21 protein-coding genes are annotated in these 24,224 nt (G+C 43.0%); 14 read left to right on the top strand and 7 right to left on the bottom strand.

Going from position 1 to position 24,224, the window contains the following annotated elements; translation table 11 throughout:
• The first annotated feature begins 92 nt into the window (after positions 1 to 92).
• The 7 genes from abc-f (at position 93) to ACYVRS_RS02255 (ending at position 9,080) form a co-directional block, all read left to right on the top strand.
• Positions 93 to 1,598: a ribosomal protection-like ABC-F family protein gene (abc-f, locus tag ACYVRS_RS02285; RefSeq protein ID WP_461198015.1), complete on the top strand. Its 1,506-nt coding sequence runs from the start codon at positions 93 to 95 to the stop codon at positions 1,596 to 1,598.
• Between the two features lie 445 nt (positions 1,599 to 2,043).
• Positions 2,044 to 3,117 (top strand): ABC transporter ATP-binding protein, encoded by a 1,074-nt coding sequence (locus ACYVRS_RS02280; RefSeq protein WP_313537553.1) that lies wholly within the window; start codon positions 2,044 to 2,046, stop codon positions 3,115 to 3,117.
• Entirely contained in the window at positions 3,117 to 3,998 is an 882-nt protein-coding gene (locus ACYVRS_RS02275) for a carbohydrate ABC transporter permease (RefSeq protein WP_312499378.1), read from the top strand. The genes ACYVRS_RS02280 and ACYVRS_RS02275 overlap by 1 nt, the downstream gene beginning before the upstream one ends.
• A 3-nt stretch (positions 3,999 to 4,001) precedes the next feature.
• Positions 4,002 to 4,820 carry a carbohydrate ABC transporter permease gene (locus ACYVRS_RS02270; protein ID WP_312499379.1) on the top strand — a complete coding sequence of 273 codons (819 nt, stop codon included), beginning with the start codon at positions 4,002 to 4,004 and terminating at the stop codon, positions 4,818 to 4,820.
• On the top strand, positions 4,804 to 6,093 hold the full coding sequence (locus ACYVRS_RS02265; RefSeq protein ID WP_313537550.1) for an MBL fold metallo-hydrolase: 1,290 nt from the start codon (positions 4,804 to 4,806) through the stop codon (positions 6,091 to 6,093). Before ACYVRS_RS02270 ends, ACYVRS_RS02265 begins: the two co-directional genes overlap by 17 nt.
• A gap of 23 nt (positions 6,094 to 6,116) precedes the next feature.
• Positions 6,117 to 7,394 (top strand): ABC transporter substrate-binding protein, encoded by a 1,278-nt coding sequence (locus ACYVRS_RS02260; protein ID WP_054115127.1) that lies wholly within the window; start codon positions 6,117 to 6,119, stop codon positions 7,392 to 7,394.
• A gap of 138 nt (positions 7,395 to 7,532) precedes the next feature.
• Positions 7,533 to 9,080 (top strand): bifunctional metallophosphatase/5'-nucleotidase, encoded by a 1,548-nt coding sequence (locus tag ACYVRS_RS02255; protein WP_461198016.1) that lies wholly within the window; start codon positions 7,533 to 7,535, stop codon positions 9,078 to 9,080.
• A 48-nt stretch (positions 9,081 to 9,128) separates the two neighbouring features.
• Here the strand turns inward: ACYVRS_RS02255 and ACYVRS_RS02250 are convergent, their stop codons facing one another.
• Genes ACYVRS_RS02250 through ACYVRS_RS02240 form a run of 3 tightly spaced genes read right to left on the bottom strand, consistent with a single transcriptional unit; the run spans position 9,129 to position 10,715 of the window.
• Positions 9,129 to 9,290: a hypothetical protein gene (locus ACYVRS_RS02250; RefSeq protein WP_313537545.1), complete on the bottom strand. Its 162-nt coding sequence runs from the start codon at positions 9,288 to 9,290 to the stop codon at positions 9,129 to 9,131.
• Positions 9,291 to 9,322: 32 nt separating this feature from the next.
• Positions 9,323 to 9,673 carry a hypothetical protein gene (locus ACYVRS_RS02245; protein WP_461198017.1) on the bottom strand — a complete coding sequence of 117 codons (351 nt, stop codon included), beginning with the start codon at positions 9,671 to 9,673 and terminating at the stop codon, positions 9,323 to 9,325.
• Between the two features lie 19 nt (positions 9,674 to 9,692).
• The gene (locus ACYVRS_RS02240; RefSeq protein WP_461202385.1) at positions 9,693 to 10,715 is read right to left on the bottom strand and encodes a lactonase family protein; all 1,023 of its coding nucleotides are present in this window, start codon (positions 10,713 to 10,715) and stop codon (positions 9,693 to 9,695) included.
• 119 nt (positions 10,716 to 10,834) lie between these two features.
• On the opposite strand from ACYVRS_RS02240, the gene ACYVRS_RS02235 reads away from it, so the two are divergent.
• Together ACYVRS_RS02235 and ACYVRS_RS02230 are read left to right on the top strand one after the other, a co-directional pair.
• A complete protein-coding gene (locus ACYVRS_RS02235) occupies positions 10,835 to 11,188 on the top strand; it encodes a PTS glucitol/sorbitol transporter subunit IIA (RefSeq protein WP_461202384.1) in 354 nt (117 codons plus the stop codon).
• A gap of 14 nt (positions 11,189 to 11,202) precedes the next feature.
• Positions 11,203 to 12,366, top strand: a complete 1,164-nt coding sequence (locus ACYVRS_RS02230) for an AI-2E family transporter (protein ID WP_313537537.1) — start codon at positions 11,203 to 11,205, stop codon at positions 12,364 to 12,366.
• Positions 12,367 to 12,446: 80 nt separating this feature from the next.
• On the opposite strand, the gene ACYVRS_RS02225 is transcribed toward ACYVRS_RS02230, so the two are convergent.
• Positions 12,447 to 13,307, bottom strand: coding sequence for a MurR/RpiR family transcriptional regulator (locus tag ACYVRS_RS02225; protein WP_313537535.1), 861 nt, complete (start codon positions 13,305 to 13,307; stop codon positions 12,447 to 12,449).
• Between the two features lie 216 nt (positions 13,308 to 13,523).
• Here ACYVRS_RS02225 and rpsO point away from each other — a divergent pair, with 216 nt between their 5' ends.
• The 5 genes from rpsO to celB all read left to right on the top strand — a co-directional run bounded on the left by rpsO (position 13,524) and on the right by celB (position 19,975).
• Positions 13,524 to 13,793, top strand: a complete 270-nt coding sequence (gene rpsO, locus ACYVRS_RS02220) for a 30S ribosomal protein S15 (RefSeq protein ID WP_054115120.1) — start codon at positions 13,524 to 13,526, stop codon at positions 13,791 to 13,793.
• A 214-nt stretch (positions 13,794 to 14,007) separates the two neighbouring features.
• Complete coding sequence (gene pnp, locus ACYVRS_RS02215; RefSeq protein WP_313537533.1) at positions 14,008 to 16,125, top strand: polyribonucleotide nucleotidyltransferase; 2,118 nt, start codon at positions 14,008 to 14,010, stop codon at positions 16,123 to 16,125.
• 192 nt (positions 16,126 to 16,317) lie between these two features.
• Positions 16,318 to 17,094 carry a DeoR/GlpR family DNA-binding transcription regulator gene (locus ACYVRS_RS02210; RefSeq protein ID WP_313537531.1) on the top strand — a complete coding sequence of 259 codons (777 nt, stop codon included), beginning with the start codon at positions 16,318 to 16,320 and terminating at the stop codon, positions 17,092 to 17,094.
• Between the two features lie 131 nt (positions 17,095 to 17,225).
• A complete protein-coding gene (locus tag ACYVRS_RS02205; RefSeq protein WP_461198020.1) occupies positions 17,226 to 18,605 on the top strand; it encodes a glycoside hydrolase family 1 protein in 1,380 nt (459 codons plus the stop codon).
• Positions 18,606 to 18,628: 23 nt separating this feature from the next.
• A complete protein-coding gene (gene celB / locus ACYVRS_RS02200) occupies positions 18,629 to 19,975 on the top strand; it encodes a PTS cellobiose transporter subunit IIC (RefSeq protein ID WP_461198021.1) in 1,347 nt (448 codons plus the stop codon).
• Between the two features lie 60 nt (positions 19,976 to 20,035).
• Here celB and ACYVRS_RS02195 read toward each other — a convergent pair whose 3' ends face one another.
• From ACYVRS_RS02195 to ACYVRS_RS02185, 3 genes are all read right to left on the bottom strand, one after another.
• The gene (locus ACYVRS_RS02195) at positions 20,036 to 21,910 is read right to left on the bottom strand and encodes a heavy metal translocating P-type ATPase (RefSeq protein ID WP_461202381.1); all 1,875 of its coding nucleotides are present in this window, start codon (positions 21,908 to 21,910) and stop codon (positions 20,036 to 20,038) included.
• A 190-nt stretch (positions 21,911 to 22,100) separates the two neighbouring features.
• A complete protein-coding gene (gene fni, locus ACYVRS_RS02190; protein WP_461198022.1) occupies positions 22,101 to 23,141 on the bottom strand; it encodes a type 2 isopentenyl-diphosphate Delta-isomerase in 1,041 nt (346 codons plus the stop codon).
• Entirely contained in the window at positions 23,138 to 24,220 is a 1,083-nt protein-coding gene (locus tag ACYVRS_RS02185; protein ID WP_054115113.1) for a phosphomevalonate kinase, read from the bottom strand. Before ACYVRS_RS02185 ends, fni begins: the two co-directional genes overlap by 4 nt.
• Between the last annotated feature and the right edge of the window lie 4 nt (positions 24,221 to 24,224).

The following is a 24,224-nucleotide window of genomic DNA, read 5'->3' as shown; positions in this document are numbered from 1 at the left end:
GAAGGTCTTTTTGTGTCCTTTTCTTTTGCTGATTTTCTGAAAATACCTATAGGCTCCCGTCTATTCAGTGAATAGACACGAGGTGATAAATAATGGGCACAATCAGTATCAAACAATTAACCTTTGGCTTTGACAGTCAAGAACAGCTGTTGTTCGATCATACCAATTTAACAATCGATACGCATTGGAAGCTAGGCCTTTTGGGTCGAAATGGTCGGGGGAAAACTACTTTGTTGCGGTTGCTGCAAAATCAGCTGCCTTACAGTGGGACGATCACGCATGGCCAAACGTTCGTCTATTTTCCGATGGCGATCAATGATCCGCAACAGTTGACGTATCATGTCTTGCAAGAATCAGGAGATGTAGCGTTGTGGCGCTTAGAAAGAGAATTAAACTTGTTGCAGATAGCACCCGACGTATTGTGGCGTCCCTTCGATACATTATCCGGAGGGGAGCAGACGAAAGTACGTTTAGCACGGCTGTTTGTCGATGAAGAAAACTTCCCCCTAATCGATGAACCAACGAATCATCTTGATATCACTAGTCGTGGTCATGTAGCCAGTTATTTGCAGCAAAAAACCGGCTTTATCGTAGTAAGCCATGATCGTCAATTCATTGATGATGTCGTCGATCACGTGCTAGCCATCGAAAAAAGTCAGCTGGTGCTGTATAAAGGCAATTACACAACTTATGATACCCAAAAACAACAAAAAGACAGTTATGAGCAAGAACAAAATGCGAAGTTGAAAAAAGAAATCACCCGCTTGCAGCAAACTGCCGCAGAAAAAGCAGAATGGTCACGGGGACGAGAACGTGACAAATTGGGTTCTCCTACTAAAAAAGGCAGTGGGGGTATCTTTGATACAGGGGCAATCGGCGCCCGGGCCGCGCGCACCATGAAACGATCAAAAGCCATTGCCAAACGAATGGATGAGCAAATCCAAGACAAGTCGGCTTTGCTAAAAGATATTGAATACATCGATCCGCTAAACATGTATCCTTTGAACAGCCATCACGATGTATTGCTGCAAGCAGAAAACTTCGTATTAGGTTATGACCGTCCGTTGTTTCAACCCTTGACTTTTTCGATACAACAGCAAGACATTTTGGGGATCCAAGGGGCGAACGGCTCAGGCAAATCTAGTTTGATCCAAGCACTATTTGGCACCTTCACAGGCGCAATGTCTGGTGATATCCAATTGGCACATCAAATCAAAGTCAGTACTGTTAGGCAAAATTATGAAGACAATCGAGGCACATTGGCCGCATTTGCTGAAATGCAAGGCATTGCCTATCAAGACCTGCTGAGTAATCTAAAAAAATTAGGCTTAGAACGGAGGGTATTTCAAACCCCGATTGAAAAAATGAGTATGGGACAACGCAAACGTGTGGAGTTAGCGAAGTCGTTGGCGACGCCAGCCGATCTCTTTATTTGGGATGAACCGCTGAACTATTTAGATGTCTTTAACCAACAGCAATTGATCGAAGTGATTACAACGGCAAAACCTACGATGTTGCTCATTGAACACGACCGTTATTTTCTTGATCAAATTGCAACAAAACAAATCAAGCTGATAAAACCCAAGGCAAACGACTGAGTGGTTTTTTAGAACGACCGTTAATTGACGTCGTTCTATTTTTTTGTTATTTTTACCCTCCTGATTGAGCGTGATAAACAAATAAGAATAATGAGAGTTGCAAGTGGCGTTGAGAGCGTTTTATCTGTATGGATAAAAAAAGGGCTATTTTTCGCTTTATTTTTATGTAAATGCAAAAATAAATGAAGAAATGATAAGATAGGAAGCGATATTATGGATGCCGAAAAAGATAGACTCATTTAAAATTAAAAATTCTTTCATAATTCCCTATGGTTTTTACAAAACATTTACAATAATAGTATCGAATGAAAATAATCGTTTGTTATCATTAAAATCGAATTTCTTTGCATGTTTGACAAGACATCAGGCGTTCGTGCTTTTTTTATGGCCTGATATGTTAGCCAACTGGATTGGGAATGAGAAAAAGAAAACGGAGGGGCAGTTTTTGATAGAAGTAGTGGGGTTGAAGAAGGTCTTTGATAATAAATTTGAAGCGTTGAAAGCAGTCGATTTTACCATTGAAAAAGGAGATCTAGTTTGTTTGTTGGGCCCTAGCGGTTGCGGTAAATCAACCATCTTGAATTTGATTGCTGGTTTGCTGCATCCAACGGGAGGCGATATCCGCTTTAATGGCAGCTCTGTAGTCAAAACAGAGCCCAAAGACCGCAATATCGGGTTTGTATTTCAAAACTATGCGCTATATCCGCATATGACAGTCTTAGAAAATGTGATGTTTCCTCTTACCGTGGGAGAAAAGAAAATCAAAAAGGCGGAAGCCAAGCAGATTGCTGAAACATACATGCGTTTGACCAACATTGAAGAGTTAAGTCAGAAAAAGCCGGGGACATTATCTGGTGGTCAACAGCAACGGGTAGCGATCACACGGGCATTGGTCCAAAATCCTGAGGTTCTCTTATTGGATGAGCCTTTAAGTAATTTGGATGCTCGACTACGGTTGAAAATTAGAGAAGAGATTCGGCGGTTGGTCAAAGAAGTTGGGATCACAACGATTTTTGTGACCCATGATCAAGAGGAGGCATTGTCCATCAGTGACAAGATCATTTTGATGAATGAAGGCGTGATCCAGCAAAATGATGATCCGCAAAACTTATACTTAGAGCCGAATAATCAATTTGTGGCCAAATTTATCGGTAATCCGATCATCAATATGCTGCCAGTGACAATCAAAGAGGGGCAAATGATGCATCCAGTATTTACGATCCCTCTTGCTCGGTTTACGGATATTCGTTTTAAGAAACCTGTGCCAGACGGACAATATACGTTGGGCATCCGACCAGAAGATGTATTGACCACGACACAAGATGCCTTGTTTACGACGCAGATCAAGAGTGTAGAACTGATTGGCCGCGAGCGAATCTTGAACTTTGACCTGGCAGATAAACATGTGAAGTCGATCGTCACTATTGAGGAAATCATCGAAGAAGGTGCAGAGGTGGCGTTTGATTTTCAGTATAAGAAGGCCTTCATTTTTGATGACAAAGGGGAGCGGGTCTACTAATGTTTAAAAAAAATTATAACCCCGAAAATCAACCCAAAGCCTGGCTGTTCTTACTGCCTTCATTGGTCATCATCTTTTTGTTCAGTGTCTATCCGTTGTTTCGCTCGTTGATCATGAGTTTTCAAAAAGGAACGCTGATCAACCAACGTTATGCTGGGATCGAAAACTATCAAAAAGTCTTGACCGATCCAGTTTTCTTTAAAGCATTACGTAATACTGCACTTTTTGCTTTCACGGTGGTACCGATTGCCTTGATTTTGTCTTTGGCGATTGCCTGGATCATCTTTGAAAAAGTCAAACATAAAAGTTTCTTTGAGACGATTTTCTTTATGCCTTATGTCACCAGTACGATCGCGATCGGGATCGTCTTTCGCTATTTTTTCAATGGTTCCTACGGGATTATCAATTACTTATTGAGCCTGGTGGGCATCGCGCCAGTCAATTGGTTGGATAACGTCAATATGAGTATGACAACACTGATCATCTTCGGGGTTTGGACGAGTTTGGCCTTCAATATCATCATTTTATTGGCAGGGATGCGCAATATTGATCAAGAGCATTACAAGATCGCAAAGATGTTTGGTGCCAATAACTGGGAAATCTTTCGCAGGATCACGTTTCCGCAATTGATCCCAACTTTTGCTTTCTTATTGACAGTCAACATTATTGCTGCATTCAAAGTGTATACCCAAGTATATGCATTGTTCGGTGGACAACCAGGAATTGCGAAGAGTGCGACAACAGCTGTCTATTACATCTACGACAAGTTTCATATCGCAGGTCGGCCAGGAATAGCCATGGCGGCAACGGTCATCTTATTTGTGATCATTTTGCTGGTCACTTTTGTCCAAAATAAAATCTTGAAGAAAGTCGGTGAGTAACAGATGAAAAAAATCGTGACCTGCCTCTCACTGCTATTTTTGGGTCTGTTGGCGATCATTACTGTCTTCCCATTTATTTATATGATTTTGGCAGGATTGATGACATACAGCGAAGCGACAAGCATTCCGCCGACGATTATTCCAGCATCCTTTCAATGGGAAAATTATGCTGAGGTTTTTACGAAAGCACCATTTTTGCGTTACTTCATCAACACAGTGTTCGTTTCTGCGGTCACAACGATTGCAACACTGATCACTGCGGTCCTCGCCGCTTTTGCGTTGACGAGTCTAGAATTCAAATACAAAGGCCTAGTCATCGCCTTGATGATCTCATTGCTGATGGTCCCGTATGAATCGATTATTTTCACCAACTACAATACGATTGCCAGAATGGGCTTGCTCAATACTTATAGCGCCTTGATCATTCCATTTTTGACCAGTATATTCTATATCTATTATCTGAACGGTTATCTTAAGAGTATTTCCAATACGTTCTATAAAGCTGCCAAAATCGATGGTGCTAGTGATCTGGCGTATATCCGTCGGATCTTGATCCCAATGTCAAAACCAGCGTTGGTCACAGTGGGGATCTTGACCTTCATTTCCAGCTGGAATTCATTTTTATGGCCGCTGCTTGTGACGAACGAGAAAAAATACCGATTATTGAACAATGGATTGGCTGCATTCACGACAGAAAGCGGCAGTGATGTCCATTTACAAATGGCTGCTGCCACACTGACGGTCATTCCGATTTTGATCATTTATTTGATCTTTAGAAAAGAAATTATCAAAGGAGTGGCAAAAGATGGTATCAAAGGATAAAACCAGTATTACATTTCACAGCGGCATCATGACTATTGGCGGTACAGTGATCGAAGTGGCATATAAAGATGCCCATATCTTTTTTGATTTTGGAACGGAATATCATCCTGAAACGCCATTGCCCAATGAAGAACTGAAGACGCTGGTCGATCATCGTTGGGTACCACAGCTGAAGAACGTCTACGATCCGCGATTGACCTATCAGTACCAAGGAGAAGAAAGCAAGACATACCGTGAAACAGCTGTCTTCTTATCTCATGCACATCTCGATCATTCAAAAATGATCAATTACCTTGATCCGGCGATTCCTTTGTATACATTGAAGGAAACCAAAGCGATTTTGGAAGTGCTGAACCGCAAAGGGGACTTTTTGTTGCCGGTTCCTCATGAAGCCCCTCATTTTGTTCGGGAGATGATTGGCTTAGCCCCTCACGATGTGATTCGGGTAGGCGATATCGAAGTGGAGATCGTCCCTGTCGATCATGATGCCTTTGGGGCCGCTGCGCTATTGATTCGTACACCAGATCATTTTATTGCGTATACCGGAGATCTGCGTTTGCACGGGAATCATCCGGAACGCAGTCAGGCTTTTTGTCAATTGGCGAAAGGCACGGACTTGTTGATGATGGAAGGCGTCAGTATTAGTTTTCCTGAGCGGACACCTGATCCAGCAACGATCACCGTTGAGAGCGAAGCGGCACTTGTCCAAGCCTTTGTGGAATTGGTACAGGAAAATCCCCATAGACAAATCACCTTCAATGGTTATCCAGCCAATGTCGAACGGTTTTTGGCATTGGTAGAAGCGTCACCACGGAGGGTAGTATTGGAAGCACAGCAAGCAGCACTGTTGAAAGAAATATTTGACAAAGATGTTCTGTATTACAGTATCGATGGTCAGGTGCCAGACCTTTTGGCGCCGGAACACGCGATTTCTTATCAGGCACTATGTGCGGATACCACACAATATGTGTGGCAAGCGGTGGCACATTTTGAAGATCTACAAACGGGTGGATTATATATCCATAGTGACGCCCAGCCTCTAGGCGACTTTGATCCTGCTTATCAAACATTTTTGGATCAATTGGCGGCACTGGATATTGCATTTGTTCGTTTGCCTAACTCGGGCCATGCAACACCAGCAGATTTGGATCAAATCATTGCATGGATCGAGCCTAAATGTTTGGTTCCTATCCATACGCTGCGACCAGAAAAATTGGTCAATCCGTTTGGTGAAAGAATACTGCCGCAACGCGGTGAGAAAATCATTTTATAAGAAGGAATAGGGGAGAGAAGAAAATGACAACAAAGAAATGGGTATTTGCAGCAGCTGCTGCCGCAACATTGGTATTAGGGGCGTGTGGCAACAATGACTCTTCAGCTGGAAACGATGAAGAAATCGCAACGGAAATCACAGAAGAAACCACCGTCACTTTTTGGCATGCGATGAATGGCGCGCAAGAAGAATCATTAACCAAGTTGACCGATGCATTCATGGCGGACAATCCAAATATCAAAGTTGAACTGCAAAATCAATCGCAATATTCAGATCTGCAAGCCAAAATCAATTCAACTTTACCATCTCCTAAAGATTTGCCAACCATAACACAAGCCTATCCAGGTTGGTTATGGAATGCCGCACAAGATGAGATGCTGGTAGATCTAGGGGAATATATCGATAATGATACGATTGGTTGGGGTGACCAAGAAGAGATTCGCTCTTCTTTATTAGAAGGGGCACAAATCGAAGGCGTTCAATACGGGATTCCTTTCAATAAATCAACAGAGATGCTCTTTTATAATGCCGATATGCTAGAAGAATACGGGGTTGAGGTACCAACAACGCTAGATGAATTAAAAGCTGCTTCGCAAACGATTTATGAAAAATCTGACGGGAAAGTCGTAGGTGCTGGATTTGATTCATTGAATAACTATTATTCAATCGGCATGCAAAATCAAGGTGTCGATTTTGACAAAGATTTGCAATTAGACAGCGATGAATCAAAAGAAGTGATCAATTATTATGCAGAAGGGGTCAAAGATGGCTATTTCCGCATTGCTGGTTCTGATCAATACTTGTCTGGTCCATTCGCTAACGAACAAGTGGCGATGTTCATTGGTTCGATTGCTGGTGAGGGCTATGTCAAGAAAGATACTGAAGGCAAGTTTGAATATGGTGTTTCTGCTCGTCCAGAAGCCATTAATCTGCAACAAGGTACGGATCTATACATGTTCAATAGTGCATCTGCTGAAGAACGGACTGCTGCGTTTGAATATATGAAATTCTTGACCTCTCCTGCGTCACAATTGGAGTGGGCAGTCGCTACCGGATACATGCCTGTTGTAGAATCTGTCTTAGAAAGTGATGACTACACCAACAATCCTGATACAAAAGTCGCTGCTGAATTGGCATCAGCAACCAAAGAATTATTCTCTTTGCCAGTGGTTGAAAACAGCGACTCAGCGTACACTGAAATCCGCGCGATCATGGAAAATATTTTGTCAAATACTGACAAAGATGTCGATCAATTGATTGAAGAAGCGAAACCACAATTGGAAGATGTGTGGAATCAATAAGACGTCGTACGTTCTTTAAGGTATAATAAGCGTAAACGCTTTGATGAAACGATGACAAAAGGATTTGTGTCATAAGGTGTTGCGATACCTAGACACAGATCCTTTTGTGTACATAGCTGAATAGAGGAGAATAGTTATATGAAAATCACGTTCTTAGAAACAAGCGATATGCACGGTTATGTCGCACCTACCAACTTTTCTGACGACCAGGAGCAAGGATTCGGTACCGCAAAAGTCGCTGCCAAAATGAAACAGCTGAAAGCAGAAGCAAACGGCCCGGTGATCACCATTGAAAATGGCGACTTTATCCAAGGTTCGCCATTGAGTTATTATATTGCGAAAAGTCAGCATCCTGTCGCTGCATTGACAGCGCCCGTCAACCAACTTGGGGTAGATGCCCATGTGTTAGGCAATCATGAATTCAACTACGGATTAGATTACTTGAAAGAAGCCATCAGCAGCTACCAGAGTCCAGTGCTGGCGGCCAATATCGTCAACGATACCGGCGAGCCGTTTTTCGGACAAGCGTATACGATCATCGAAAAAGAAGGCGTAAAGATCGCTGTTTTGGGCTTGGTGACACAATATATTCCTCACTGGGAACAACCAGCAACGATCAAAGGGATGACCTTTCAATCAATCGTGGATACGGCAAAAGTGTATGTCCCAAAATTAAGAGAATTAGCTGATATTGTCGTCATAAGCTATCATGGGGGATTTGAGAAAGACTTGACGACAGGAGAACCGACAGAGTTGTTGACAGGAGAGAATGAAGGCTATCAATTGCTCCATGAAGTTTCAGGCATCGACGCGCTATTCACTGGCCATCAGCACCGTGAAATTGCAGGTGTGGTCAATGGTGTACCTGTTGTTCAGCCAGGATTCCGAGGAAGCTTCATCGGGAAAATCGAATTGACTGTAACCACAGATGAGGGGCGTGTCCGGGTAGTGGAACGTGAGGCAGCATTGGTGCCGGTGGCTGATGCAGCACCAGATGAAGCGACGTTGGCCTTATTGGCGCCCATCAATGAGGAGCTGAATACATGGTTAGACCAACCTTTAGGTCAAGTGCAAGGCGATATGCGGATTACAGATCCAATGGGTGCCAGGATCAAAGAGCATCCTTATATCGAGTTTATCAATCAAGTACAAATGGCTGCTAGCGGAGCGAAGATTTCAGGTACTGCGTTGTTCAATAATGAAGGAAAAGGTTTTGGCAGCACGATCACGATGCGTGATGTCATCACCAATTATATTTATCCGAATACATTGGCCGTTGTCCGAGTGACGGGGGCAGAATTGAAGGCGGCATTGGAACAAACAGCGAACTATTTAGTGAGTGAAGCAGGGCAAATCATTTTCAATCCAGCATTCATCGATCCTAAACCGCAATATTACAATTATGATATGTACGAAGGCATCGAGTATACCATCGATCTGCGGCAACCAACAGGGCAGCGGATCACTGCGCTCGCATTCGAAGGCGCAGCGATTGGCATGGAACAGCCCCTTGATATCGTGATCAACCAATACCGAGCAGTCGGTGGGGGCAATTATGATATGTTTTCTGCAGATAAAATCATTCGAGAGATCCAAGTAGATATGACCGAACTGATTGCTGATTATTTGAAGGCACATCCTATGATCGAAGCAGCAACCAATCAAAATTTCACCGTGATCGCCTAAAAAAAGGCACCTGAGAAGTGAAGACTTCTTAGGTGCCTTTTCGCTGATTTAGTTCTCTACATTCCGGACATAATCATCGAAATACTTGATCAAATCCGCTTTGACTTGCTGATAATCTGCTTCTGTATATACTTTGTCTGCTAATTTTGCTTCAAAGAATGGCATTTCCAATTCTTCTCGCAATCGATCTAATACGTCTTCTCGATTCATGGGCTCACCTTTTCATGTTTGATTTGCTTCCATCATAGCAAATTGAATGAGGCTGTCAATGCTTCATAGGCTGAAGCTGTTTGGGTCAACCGATTTTTTAAAGAAACAAAATCATCGTCATCATGAAAAAGAACTTGTTTCAATTCAAAATAATAAATTTCGAACGCATCAAAGAAGGCTTTGACTTCAGGTGTTTGCAGTTCTTTGAAGGTGTCACAGCGAATATACGCTTTCTCTGCGATCGCATAGGCTTCAGCTGTTGTCAGTAAAACCAGCGACTCATTATAGCGCCGACTGGTGACCAATTCATATGTTGATTGGGATTTATTGTAAATATTTGAGAAATCTTTTAGTACAAGTTCCTTTGGCGTTTTTTCAAACATGGGGGAGTCCTCCAGAGAGTTATTTTTCGAATAATACACAGACGCATTCAGGTGTATAAATGTCTTTTTCCAACAAGGTCAAGACACCAGTGTCTGTATCACGACGGTATAAAGTCAAGTTATCAGAATTTTGATTGGCATTGACTAGGTAGCCGTTGCTTGGATCTAAATCAAAGTCCCGCGGGAAGTCGCCTTCAGTCGAAATCGATTGAACAAAAGTCAGTGCGGCACCATCTGCTGCAACTTCAAAGACAACGATTGAATTATGACCACGGTTAGAGCTGTAAACAAAGCGTCCGTCAGTTGAAATACGTACGGCAGCACCACTATTGAAATCAGTGAAATCAGCAGGGATCGTTGAGACTTTTTGGATCGCTTCAAAGCTGCCATCTACTTCGCTGTATCGCAGGACAGTCAATGAACTATCCAATTCACCAACAAGGTATGCATATTGATTGTTGGGATGGAAAACCAAATGGCGTGGACCAGTACCATCTTCTGCTACATAGACTGAAACTTCGGTCAATTTGCCTTCTGCGGATACATCGTAGGTGTAGACACGGTCTGTTCCTAAATCACAGACAGCCAAACGTTGATCAGGCGTTAAGTCTGTATAATGGACATGCGGTTTGTCTTGGTTTTCATGGGAGCCAACGGGTTCGTCATGGTAAATGCTGTCAGTGGCTTCGATACTGCCGTCTGCCAAAATTTTATACACATTGACTTCTCCTTTATGGTAATTGGCGCCATAGAGCAATTGACGACTTTCGTCTACAGCTACATAACATAAAGGCGCGCCTTCTTCAGTGGCTGTGTTCAATAGTGTGAAATCAGGGGTATATGCTGCAGCCCCGCCTTTACCATCAACTTCAGTTACGGAATAAACCGCTTCTTTTTTACTGCGTGCCAAATACGTAGGGCTGGTTTCTTCTGCCCGTAAGGTTAAATCAGATAATGTTTCTTTCTCTGTATCTAAAGCGATCGAATAAATCCCTTTACTTTCGCGACGCGTATACGTACCTAAATAAATCGTTTGCAACATAAATAACCTCCTAATATTTTCATTTCTTTTTAATTCTACCATACTATGCGGATTTCGGCGGTAAGAAAAACTCTTTATGTTATAATAATCATGGAAGAATTGAAAGGGGAGTTTGTCTTATGAAACAAGGAACCATCAAAGAAATCGGGCCGCAAGCCATCGATGAAAAAGAGAAAATGCTGATTTTCTTCGGTGAAGAAGCTGGTGGTGCACTAAAAGAATATTCAGTGATTCAATCTTTGCCTGATTCCCAAGCGTTGATTGTCAAAAAAGACGATCAAATTTTTTTTGGAGATCAAGCCTATAGTGTACAATATGTAGGAGCTGTTGCGAACCAAATTTTGCAAACGATCCAACACGTCACGTTTGTTTTCGGTGAAGTACCAGCAGAAAATCAATTGTCTAGTGCGATCTATTTAACACCAGCAGTAGTGCCGAGCTTGGCAGTTGATATGAAAGTGACCTACAAATAGGGGGCCGTCTATTCATGAAAGAAACAAATAAGAAGCCATATTCTTGGTTTTGGAAATGGTTTTTGAACAATCAAGCAGTGACCAGTCTATTGGTCATTCTTTTGGTTTTGCTGATTTTGTTTATGTTTACCAAAGTATCATATTTATTCGAACCTTTTTGGCAATTTTTGGCCATTGTCGGATTGCCAATTATCTTGGCAGGGATTTTGTACTATTTGATGAATCCGACGGTTGATTATTTAGAGCGTAAGGGAATCAAACGTATTTACAGTATATTTGGCTTGTTTATTCTGGTGGTTGGGTTGATCGTTTGGGGTGTTGTCGTGATCATTCCGAAGATCCAAGAACAGTCTTTAAGTTTTGCTGACAATCTGCCAGGTTATTTAACGATCATTGAAAATAAAGTCAATGAAATTTTGTCAGATCCAATCTTTTCACAAGTACAAGACCAAATCGAAGCGTCCAATGAAAAGCTGATTACATCAATGACGGATTTGATTCAAAACTTATCGAAGAGTACGATCCAGAATTTAGGTAGTTTCTTCGGTGCCGTAGCAACGATCGTATTGGCAGTAATCACAATGCCCTTCATCTTATTCTATTTGTTGAAAGATGGTCGGCAGTTGGCGCCTTATTTTGTAAAATTCTTACCAACGAAGATGCGTCAGCCTTCACTTGTCGTGTTAAAAGAGATGAATGATCAAGTGTCGTCTTACATCCGTGGTCAACTGACAGTGGCGTTTGCCGTAGCGATCATGTTTATGATCGGTTTTAGCTTGATTGGTTTGGATTATGCGATCACTTTAGGTATCGCAGCCGGCTTTTTGAACTTGATTCCTTATCTCGGCTCATTTTTGGCCATGGTGCCAGCGGTTTTCTTAGGCATTGTTGGCGGGCCGATCTTGCTGGTAAAAGTCTTGATCGTCTTTGTGATCGAGCAGACGATCGAAGGCCGCTTTATCTCGCCACTTGTCTTAGGGAATGAATTGTCGATCCATCCTGTAACGATTCTATTGGTATTGTTGACCTCTGGTAAGCTGTTTGGGCTGGTGGGCGTCATTCTAGGGATCCCTGTTTATGCAGCTGCAAAGGTGATCATCACCCATGTCTTTGAATGGTATAAGGAAGTATCTAATTTGTATGAAGAGGATACAAAAAGTGAAGTCAAGCAAGAATAGCAAGCAATACTGCAATATACAAAAAAACTTGTTGTCATCTGACAACAAGTTTTTTTGATTGACGATCAGTGAAAGCGAGCTTACAAGTATTTCGTTCTAAAATCAGCGATTGCTTGCCGCGACTCATAAATATTGCGGGCCAAACGTTCATTTTTACTTAAAAAAACATAGAAAAGGACATCCACCGCCAATAAATGGGCAATGATCGAATTGGTGGCAGCACTGCGGCGATTGGCCTCTTTGGCTCGAGAAACTTGAAGAGGCACATCTGCTAGTTTCGACAAAGGATTATTGCCGTAGCGGGTCAAAGAGATAATAGGGATTTTTTTGCCCACGGCGAACTCAGCCAAATGGACCATTTCGGGGGTATGTCCACTATTGGAAATCACCCATAACACACTTTTTTTCTCGTATTTTACAAGTTGCGGCAGCAGCAGATTATAGTCGTTCTCGAAAATCACGATTTTTCCTAAGCGTGTCCATTTTTGCTGGATATCCTGGGCAATCAATGACGAAGCACCGATCCCGCAGACAAAGATTCTTTCACGGGTCGCCAACAAATCGGTCGCTGCTACCATGAGGGATTCATCTAATAAATTGGCTGTTTCAGTCAAAGTGACCTGGGCATTATGACTTAATTTGGAGGTGATCGCTTGGAAAGGCTCGTTTAATTCAACATCTGCGTAACCCAATTTCTCGTGGGGATTTTGGCGCAGACCAGTTTCGGCAGATAATTGTATTTTCAAATCAGTCAGACTGGCAAAACCAGTTTTCTTGGCAAAACGTACCACGGTAGGGGCACTGATCCCGGTCGCCTCAGCCAATTGGCTGGCAGTCATGGAAGGCACCTTTTCAGGATTTTCTTCCATAAAGACAAAGAGTTTCTTTTCAGAGAGGGACAGTTCGTTTTTCATGCTCTCGATTCGGGAAAGAACACTCATTCTTTCACATCCTTTACATCAATATCTAAAAACAGTATAACATAAGATTTGTATGAGCTTTCACTATTCGCAAAAAGAATCGGGTCATTAACTTGCTTTTTTACCTAGAATAAAGTAAAGTAGTAACGTGCGAAATGCACGTGTCCTGTTACTTGGTTCAACGAATCACCAACGTTTTACTCAGTCGCAGGGGAAAAAGAAGAAGAGGTGAAAAACATGGCAATTTCAAAAGAACGCAAAAACGAACTAATCAACCAATTTGCACGTCATGAAGGAGATACTGGTTCTCCAGAAGTTCAAATCGCTGTCTTGACAGAAGACATCAACCAATTGAACGAACATGCACGTATGCACAAAAAAGACCACCATTCATATCGTGGTTTAATGAAAAAAGTTGGACATCGTCGTAACTTGTTGGCTTACCTACGTAAAAAAGACGTACAACGTTACCGCGAATTGATCCAAGCTTTAGGATTACGTCGTTAATCAAAATGAGGAAAAGTGAGGTTCAACCCGAATCTCACTTTTTTTGCTATGAACCACCGCTTTTGAGTTGGTGAATCAAAAGGGATGGCCAAAAATAATCATGCTGGATCCTAGTGAGCAGTATCCTACTAACCAAATGAAAGCAGCGGATGAGATGCCGATTTTTTCATTTGTTTAGTAGTGACTTACTTGGAACAGCCCAAAGGAGCAGAACATGACAGAAAAACAAGTATTCAAAACAACTTGGGGCGGACGCCCATTAGAAGTTGAAATCGGACAAATGGCCAAACAAGCCAATGGCGCTGTTTTGGTTCGTTATGGTGATACAGTCGTTTTAAGTGCTGCTGTAGCTTCTAAAGAAGCAAAAGACACAGACTTTTTTCCATTAACCATCAACTATGAAGAAAAAATGTACGCAGTAGGGAAAGTTCCTGGCGGCTTTATCAAGCGGGAAGGACGCCCAAGTACAGCAGCTACATTGACTGCGCGTTTGATCGACCGTCCAATCCGTCCGATGTTTGCTGATGGCTTCAGAAATGAAGTTCAAGTCACGAATATCGTGATGAGTGTGGAACAAGATTGCACACCAGCAATGGCTGCAATGTTTGGTTCATCTTTGGCATTGTCTATTTCTGATATTCCATTCGACGGCCCAATCGCAGGTGTCGATGTTGGTCGTGTCAATGGCGAATACGTCTTGAACCCAACAGTGGAACAAGCAGAACAAACCGACATCGAGTTGACAGTTGCTGGAACCAAACAAGCCATCAACATGGTTGAATCTGGTGCCAAAGAAGTCTCTGAAGAAGATATGCTCGGTGCATTGCTTTTTGGTTTTGATGCCATCAAAGAATTGGTTGCTTTCCAAGAAGAAATCGTTGCTGCAGTCGGCAAACCAAAAATGGAAGTCAAATTATTGCAAGTGGATGCTGATCTGAAAAAAGAAATTTTCGATCGCTATTACCAAACAATGAAAACTGCGGTGATGACTGAAGAGAAATTGGCACGGGAAGATGAAATCGACCAAGTCAAAGATACAGTCAAAGAAGTTTACGCAGAAAAATTTGCTGGACATGAAGAAGAAGCACAGCTCTTAAAAGAAGTGAAACAGATTGCGGAAGATCTTGAAAAAGATGTCGTACGTGAATTGATCACGATCGACAAAATTCGTCCTGATGGCCGAAAATTAGATGAAATCCGTTCATTGGCTTCAGAAGTTGGCTTATTGCCACGCGTCCATGGTTCAGGCTTGTTCACACGGGGACAAACACAAGCATTATCTGCTTGTACATTGGCACCTTTAGGTGAGCATCAAATCATCGACGGATTAGGTGTCGAAGAATCAAAACGTTTCATCCATCATTACAATTTCCCACAATTTTCAGTAGGGTCAACTGGCCGTGCCGGATCACCTGGTCGTCGTGAAATTGGTCATGGTGCGTTAGGTGAACGTGCCTTAGCGCAAGTGATTCCTGATGAAACAGTCTTTCCTTACACAATTCGTTTGGTTGCAGAAGTTTTAGAATCAAATGGTTCTTCTTCTCAAGCAAGTATTTGTGCCGGTACGTTGGCATTGATGGATGCTGGTGTGCCAATCAAAGCGCCAGTAGCTGGTATCGCTATGGGTCTGGTTTCTGATGGTGAAAACTATACGATCTTAACGGATATCCAAGGCTTAGAGGACCACTTAGGGGACATGGACTTTAAAGTTGCGGGAACCAAAGATGGGATCACTGCTTTGCAAATGGATATCAAGATCCAAGGGATCACAGAACAAATCTTGACCGAAGCGTTAACACAAGCCAAAAAAGCCCGTATGGAAATCTTAAATGAATTGACTTCAACCCTAGCTGCACCACGTGAAGAGTTAAGTCAATATGCACCGAAGATCGAAATGATTCAAATCGAACCAGCGAAAATCAAAGATGTGATCGGCAAAGGCGGCGATACCATCAACGGCATTATTGAAGAAACTGGTGTTAAAATCGATATTGATCAAGACGGGAAAGTATCGATCGCTTCTGCTGATGCAGAAATGATCAAGAAAGCCATCAAGATCATTGAAGAACTGACCAAAGAAGTCAAAGTTGGCGAAGTCTATCTTGGTAAAGTTGTACGCGTTGAAAAATTTGGCGCATTTGTCAACTTGATCAAAGGCAAAGACGGCTTAGTCCATATCTCACAATTGGCCAATGAACGGGTCAATAAAGTCGAAGATGTGGTCAAAGAAGGCGATGAAATCTTAGTTAAAGTCACTGAGATCGACAAACAAGGCCGCGTCAATCTTTCAAGAAAAGCGTTATTGAATGAAGAAAAAACAGAACAAAAATAAAAGATAAGCGTACGTCGTTTTTCAATACAACAAAGAAACAAAGTCGAATTTGATTCGGCTTTGTTTTTTTTGTGATTTTTGATTGAAAGATTTTTTTTTGAATGGTAGCGCTAGATAGGGACAGATTTATTCTTTGCGTTACGTGATAAAATAAGAGATAATTCAAAATATTCGCTATGAAGGGAGCCTATGATGAAAGCGAGTCAAGGGAGTGTCTACCGTCGTCGAGAAGCAATGATCCAGTATATTGAAAGAAGGGGACAAGCAACTGTTAATGAGTTAGCAGTCTTATTTCATGTGTCGTTGGTGACGATACGCAGGGACTTATTGTTTTTAGAAAAAAAACGATTGATTGAGCGATACTATGGGGGTGTGCGTATCAACAAAATCCCCCAACCATATCACCATCAAGAACAGTCATCTTCAATAGAAACAGCTGGATTGATCCAATTTTGCCAATCATTTGTGCAAAGGAAACAAACGGTTTTTGTCGGTGCCAGCAAGCATTCAACTGCTTTGATTGAGGCATTGGTTCAATTGGATGTCACCATCATCACAAACGATTATCAGGCGTTGTCTATCGCACAAAGGGAGGACCCCGATATGATTTATTTATGTGGTGGCGAGTTAGAAGCTGGAACAAATGCTTTGGTCGGAGATATTGCGACATGGACTTTTTCAAAATTTGATGCGGATCTATGCTTTTTGGAAGTGGTTGGGATAAATGAACATGAAATCACTAGCCGTTCTTTGGCAGAGTCGTTTGTTTACCGCACGATGCTTCATCATACGAAAGGAAAAAAAATCATTTATACAGACGGGAAACATTTGGGTCAGGTGCCGGGATTTATGATAGACAGAACGTTCTCAATGGACCATTTGATCGTACCTAGAGAAGTACCTGCATATCTTCATACGTACTTTGCACAGGCAGGTGTGGTCATCGACTCGCTAGCTGCATCAAAATAAATCATCAAGTCAAGCAACCGTTCATAAAAAAAGATTCATGAACGGTTACAGGAGATGTCTTGAAATTAGCTTGGCAAAAGATTAACCTAAGGGTCAGAAAGCGCTTTACTAAAAAGAGATAGGAGAACGATATGACAGAAAGATTTCCAAAAGATTTTTTATGGGGGGCATCGATTTCTGCCCATCAAACAGAAGGTGCCTATGCAACTGATGGGAAGGGACTTAGTGTCCAAGATACCCGTCCCCGAGATAACCATGAGATTGCTGACTTTACCGTAGCAGTTGACCATTATCATCACTACAAAGAAGATATTGCATTGCTCGCTGAAATGGGGATCAAGATCTTTCGTTTTTCGATTGCTTGGACACGGATCTTTCCCAATGGCCGTGGGACCATCAATCAACAAGGGCTCGATCACTATAGTGATGTGATCGATGAACTGCTGAAGTATGATATCCAGCCGTATATCACTTTGAGCCATTTTGATTTGCCGCAAGCTTTAGAAGATGAAGGTGGTTGGACGAATCGAGAAACAGTGACAGCCTTCAAAGAATATGCCGAAACGTTGTTTACAGCATACGGTGATCGTGTGACCCATTGGTTAACGATCAATGAACCCAATATCATGCTGTTGGTAGATCGCAAGATTTTAGGTAAAGAGATTCCTTTGCAGGAAAAATATCAGCAGTTCCATCATTTGATGATGGCTGAAAAATATGCCTTTGACCGGTGTCATGCATTGGTTCCTGGCGGAAAAATTGGGCCAGTGCCGAATATTTCATTGGTCTATCCGGCAACGAGTAAACCGGAAGACAATCAAGCCGCCCTATATTTCAATAGTGTTCGTAATTGGGCTTATCTAGATTTTGCGTGTTTTGGTCGTTACAATGCTGTTTTTAAGGATTATCTTCAACAAAATCAGATTACTGTCACGTTTGCGCCTGAAGATGAAGTACTGATGAAAACAGCTTTGCCTGATTTTGTGGCGATGAACTTTTATACGACAGTGACTGTAGAACAACCGACGACAACTGGGGATATGAAAAATGGCATCAGCGATCAGCAAAGTGAAGATATCATGGAACGCGGATTCTATAAAGGGTTCACCAATACGTATTTAAAAAAGAATGCCTTTAATTGGACGATTGATCCGTTAGGGTTGAAAACCACGCTGCAGACGCTATATGACCGCTATCATTTGCCTATTATCATTACTGAAAATGGGTTAGGTGCGGAGGATCAATTAACAGCGGACGAAAAAATCCATGATGATTATCGTATCGACTATTTGGCACAGCATACAGCGCAATGCTTGGCAGCGATCAATGCTGGCGTAGAACTGATTGGTTATAGTCCTTGGTCGGCAATTGATTTGATCAGTGTCCACGAAGGGATCAAGAAGCGCTATGGGTTTATTTATGTCGATCGGACAGATGATGACGAGAAGGCACAAAAACGGTATCGGAAAGATAGTTTTTATTGGTATCAAACATTAATCAAAGAAGGGTGAGCCCTTGGTTGGAGGAGTAAAAAATGAATAGTGTCTTTGGTTTTTTAGAAACACGCCTGATGCCGCCTTTGAATAAAGTGGCGAATCTACGCTTTATCCGGGCGATCATGCAAGCCGGTATTATTACGGTGCCATTTACGATCGTGGGTTCTATCTTTTTGATTATCAATAATCTGCCCCAGATCATCCCACCGTTAGCTGGTTTTTTTGAAGGAACGATTTTGAAATTTTCCCCTTTGTATACGGTGGCAACAACGATGTCGATTGGCTCGATTGCGGTCTTTTATTGCTTGGCAACGGGCTATTACTTGACTGAGATCTATCGTAAAGAGGATAAGCTGGGTGTCAGCAGCTTTGTCGGGGCGATCCTGGGCTTGTACGCGTTCTTGATGACGATCATTCAAGTGGATATCACAGACGGGGCAGCGCAATTGCTACAAACTGAAAGTGATACAGCCATTGTGTATAATGGCATCGCTGTTGGCGGTTGGATCACGCGTTTTAGCGGCGTTGGGATTTTTATCGGTATCATTACCGCTGTTTTGGCAACAACCGTCTATCGCTTGTGTGTCAAACACAATATCACGATCCAAATGCCTGAGGGCGTGCCGGATGGTGTCAGCAAGGCATTTGCTTCATTGATCCCGGCAATCTTGATTGCCTTTTTGATGGTGATCATCAATGGCATCTTAGCTTTGTTCCATACGGATCTGCATGGCTTGCTCTCAAAACCGTTTGAATTTGTGAAAGATTTGACGGGGTCATGGTTAGGGATCATGGTGATCATGTTGCTGATCCATCTATTATGGGCAGTCGGTGTTCATGGAACGGCAGTGATCAAGAATAGTTTTATCAACCCGATTTTATTGGTTGCCTTGACGGAAAACATTGATGGGGCAAACAATATTTTTGCTGGGGATTTCGTGAATATGTATATCTTTATTGGCGGAGCTGGTAGTACATTGGGCTTGGTTTTACTGATGCTTTTTGTCGCCAAATCGCAGCAATTGAAAGTATTGGGGAAAGCAGCCATTTTACCAGGATTATTTAATATCAATGAACCGGTGATCTTCGGGGCACCGATCGTCTATAACCCATACTTGATCATCCCGTTTATTGTGACGCCCATGATTACGGCATCCATTGCGTACTTTGCGTCATCCGTTGGCTTTGTCAGCAAAATCATCACTGGTATCCCTTGGATCTCTCCCCTTGGTATTGGGGCTTTCTTAGGTACTGGCGGCGATTTTCGCGCCGTATTGATCGCGTTGATCAATTTGGGTGTATCGATTGTCTGTTATTACCCCTTCTTCAAAATGTATGATGGCAAATTGTTTGCGGAGCAAGAAGGGCTTAAACAAAGTAAATAAAAGAAATGCAGCACATCCGTTTTTTAGATGTGCTGCATTTTTTGATATAAGACGCAATCATCACAGTGAGGGGTCGGTAGATGCTGCTCTTTTTTTGAGGGGAATCAACAGCCGCAAGCCATTGAGGATCACTAGGATCGTACTGCCTTCATGACCAATCACACCGAGGGGCAGTGACAAGAAACGTAAGAAGTTCGAGGCGATCAATAGAAGGATCACGCCAATGGAAAAAAGAATGTTCTGTTTGATGATCCGCTGTAATTTAAGGGCTAAACGATGACAGTCGACTAAACGCAACAGATCATTTTTCATCAACACGATATCAGCGACATCCATGGCCACATCTGTTCCTTCTCCCATAGCGATACCCAGACTAGCTGTGGCAAGTGCAGGGGCATCATTGATGCCATCGCCGATCATGGCATTGACTTGATACCGCGCTTTCAATGTCTTGATGGCCGTCGTTTTTTCATCGGGCAGACAGTCACTGAGATAGTCATCTATGCCGATTTCTGCGGCCACACGTTGGGCAGTGCCTTGATGATCGCCTGTCAGCATGGTTGTGTGGATACCAAGTTTACAGAAATAACGGATGCATGCCTGGGCATCTGTCCGGGGTTGATCTAATAATGCCAAATAGCCAACAAGTTTCCCATCTCGGTTGATATAGATCATCGTTTTTCCTTGGGCTTTTAATTGATCCAGTTGCGCCGTTTGCTGCGGGGATAAATCGGCTGTAGTGGCTTCTTTGCCTATTTGCCAATGGTGGTCTTGAACGTCTGCAGTCAATCCAACTCCTGCGTGTTCATTCACTTTCATTGGTAATGGCTCCGTGTCGGCGTAAAACCTTTTGATTGCTTCTGCTAATGGATGTGCAGATTGTGCCTCCATGCCTACGATCAAACGAGGCAGATCGGGGATGTCCTCAAAAAAAGCAACATCTGAAACAACAGGTTGACCATTGGTCAAAGTGCCAGTTTTATCAAAAGCGATCGCCTTCATGTGGGCGAAAGTATCTAATGCTTGCCCACCTTTGCAAAGGACACCGATCCGGGCAGCGTGGGAGATTGCGGCCAGCGTTGCGGGTGTAGCTGAAGCCACCAATGCACAAGGTGAGGCAACAACGAGTAATACCATACCGCGATAAAAACTTTCTTGAAATCCCCAATCCGTATATAACGTGCTCAAGATGATCATCAATGGCACCATACCCATGACGATGGGCACATAAATCTTTTCGATTTTTTCAATGAGTGTAGCGGTTTGGCTAGGGAGTTGCTGGGCTTCTTCGACAAGTTGAATGATCTTGGCAAAACGTGTCTGTTCACTCGTGTGGGTGACAGTGATCAATAACGGCTGCCCTAAATTGATCGTTCCACCATAGACTGTATCTCCCTGTTGCTTATCTACGGGCAATGATTCACCGCTGAGGGCTGCTTCATCGACAGTGCTGATACCATGGATGATTTGTCCATCAATAGGAATAGCAGTGCCTTTGGCTACCATGATTGTATCATGCATAGTCAATTCTTCGACGGCTACTTCTTTCAGTTGCCCATCTGACAGCACACGCTGTGCAGTGGTGGGTTTCAAAGCCATCAAGGAACTGATTTCACGGGTGCTTTTGTTGGTGGTATATTCTTCCAGTGCACCACTCAGGCAAAAAATAAAAGTCAACATGGCACCTTCGAACCAGTGACCAATGGTACAGGCACCAATTGCAGCTAACGCCATCAACAAATCAACATTGAGTGATTTATCTGTCCACAACTCCTTGATCCCTGCCCATGTTTGTTTCCAACCACCGGCAAGAATCGCCAATCCATAGGCCGCTTCACTGAAAGGCAAGGCAAGATAGGATAAAGCAGTGCCTACAATCATGAGAATAAGGCAAATTAGGGTAGATATCATGGCTGAACTGGTTGATTTAAGCATCAGAACGCCTCCTTCTTTTTTTGAGCACTGTCTGCTTTATCTTCAGCATAGCATATTGGGCATTTTGATTGTAAAAAAATAGGCTACTTGATAATGAAAGTGATTATCAAAGCTATCGTTGGCTGAAAGGCCAGAAAAAAGAACGTCTGACTCAAGGAGAATCAGACGTTCTTCGTAAAGATAGGATGGATCAACGGAAACTATAAGTGGTTAAAGGAATACGTCTTGCTTCGCACCAGTCTTTGACAGGTCCGCTAAATACCAAAGGCACATTCGTCAAGTCACTGGTCTGGGACTGCCCAACCATGGCATAAAGCAAGGTCAATTCTGCTTGCCAAGATTGAATGGTGGCAATCGTTTCCTCTTTGCCTTTGGTCAATAGAAGGTTCAGTATCGTACCAGATAAACCAACGCTTTTGGCGCCGAGGCAGAGGGCTTTGAAAATATCGAAGGCATCTCGTATCCCTCCCGACGCGATGCGGGTGAATGCTTGTTTGACTTCATTTGATTCCAATAAGGAGATGACCGTAGATTGACCAAAATGATCGAGATAAGCCATTTCGCGCTTTTTGCGACGGGCATTTTCGATTTGCGTAAAACTTGTACCGCCACTGCCTGCAACATCAATGGTTTCAACGCCAATATCCAGCAACTGCTGAATGGTTTCCCGCGACATGCCGAAACCGACTTCTTTCACGATCACAGGGACATTGACCTGGGCAACGGTTTTTTCTAATAAGGTCAACCATTGGCGGAAGTCACGATCCCCTTCAGGCATGACCAATTCTTGGGGGGCATTCAGGTGGATCTGCAAGGCATCTGCTTGAAACAAATCAATTGCCCGCTGCGCATTCTCAACAGGGCTGCCAGCACCGATATTGGCAAGCAAAAAGCCAGTGGGAAAAGTCTCTCTGACGACGGTGAATGTGTCAGAAACAGATGAATCTTTCAGCGCCGCTGATACTGAGCCTGTCGCCATCATCAAGTCGCACGCTTGAGCAATCTCCGCCAAATCGCGATTGATCTCTTTGGTTTTTGGACTGCCGCCAGTCATGGCGTTGATAAAAAAAGGGCTGGTGAAGGAGCGGTCGAATAATGTGGTTGCGAGGGTCACTTGGTCAACATCTACTCCCGGAAAGGAATGATGGACAAGCTGAACCGCATCAAAGTCATTGCTGCGATCTTTGTGAAACGCTTTGGCTAAAGATACGTGTTCATCTTTTCGATTCATACTTGATCCTCCCGATAGTGGTAGACATGTAATGGCAACGGTATGATAGCCGCTTTTTCCCAGGCGCTCATCAAAGGTAAAATCCCCGTTTTTTGATCGACGATCACGATTCCGCAGTCACCACCGCCTGCACCAGAAGACTTGGCTGCACCGCGATAGGTTTCTGCTAAGTCGCATAGTTTTTTGAGGGCGGGGGTTTCGATCAACACACCAGTCAAGGCAGATAATCCCACCAATAACTTGCGGTTTTCAGTGATCATTTTTTTGATTGTTCGGCTATCTTCATTCAAGAAGCCATCGATCAACCGATTGACACAAGATTTGCTGGCATTGAGAAAATCAGCATAGGCAGTTTCCTTGGCTTCTTTTGATTGATACACTTGATCGACTAAATCAGAAGTAGAAGCGGGAGAGCCTGTCCAACCAATCAGCAATCGCAATGTTTTCGGTACGGTGAGCGGGCGAATCGACAATCCTGGCCAGTCCGCTGCCAACAAATCAGTCAGCGAGCGTTGTTTCTGCTGCGTCAAGACCCAGTCATGGTCAAAGGTCGAAAATGCCAACCAGCCGCCATAACATGAGGCCGCGATGTCACCGCAAGAGCCATTGCCTTGTATCGCTAAATGAGCCAAAGCGGCAATTTTGAATTGTGTCAATCGATCCATGTTCAACTGATAAAACAAGTTCAATGCTTTGACGGTGGCCACCGTCACTGCACCACTAGAACCTAGACCATATTTCCGGCCATTGGAATTATCCAATTCACTGGTCACTTTTAAATCATAAAAGGACAAAGTAGTCCCTTTTTCTCGTGCGTACTTTTCTGTTAAGCGAATAGCGGCCAAAATATAATGGAAAGGATTGTCACGGTGATCTAAAACAAGTTCTCCTTTACGCCTAGTCCAACGGATAGGCAAGTCACTATATTGAGCAGATTGGATACTGCCGTTTTTCTTGGCTTGCTCGATCGTGATATTGATAAATTGGTCAACGGCTACGATAATCGCGGGGTGACCAGGCTCAACCACCGCATATTCACCTGCAATAAATAATTTTCCCGGGACAGATAGTTCAATCATGTCG

It is taken from the genome of Enterococcus salsurae, assembly GCF_054784955.1.
Note: the sequence above shows the minus strand (reverse complement) of the source record. Positions and strands in the feature narration are given on the sequence as shown.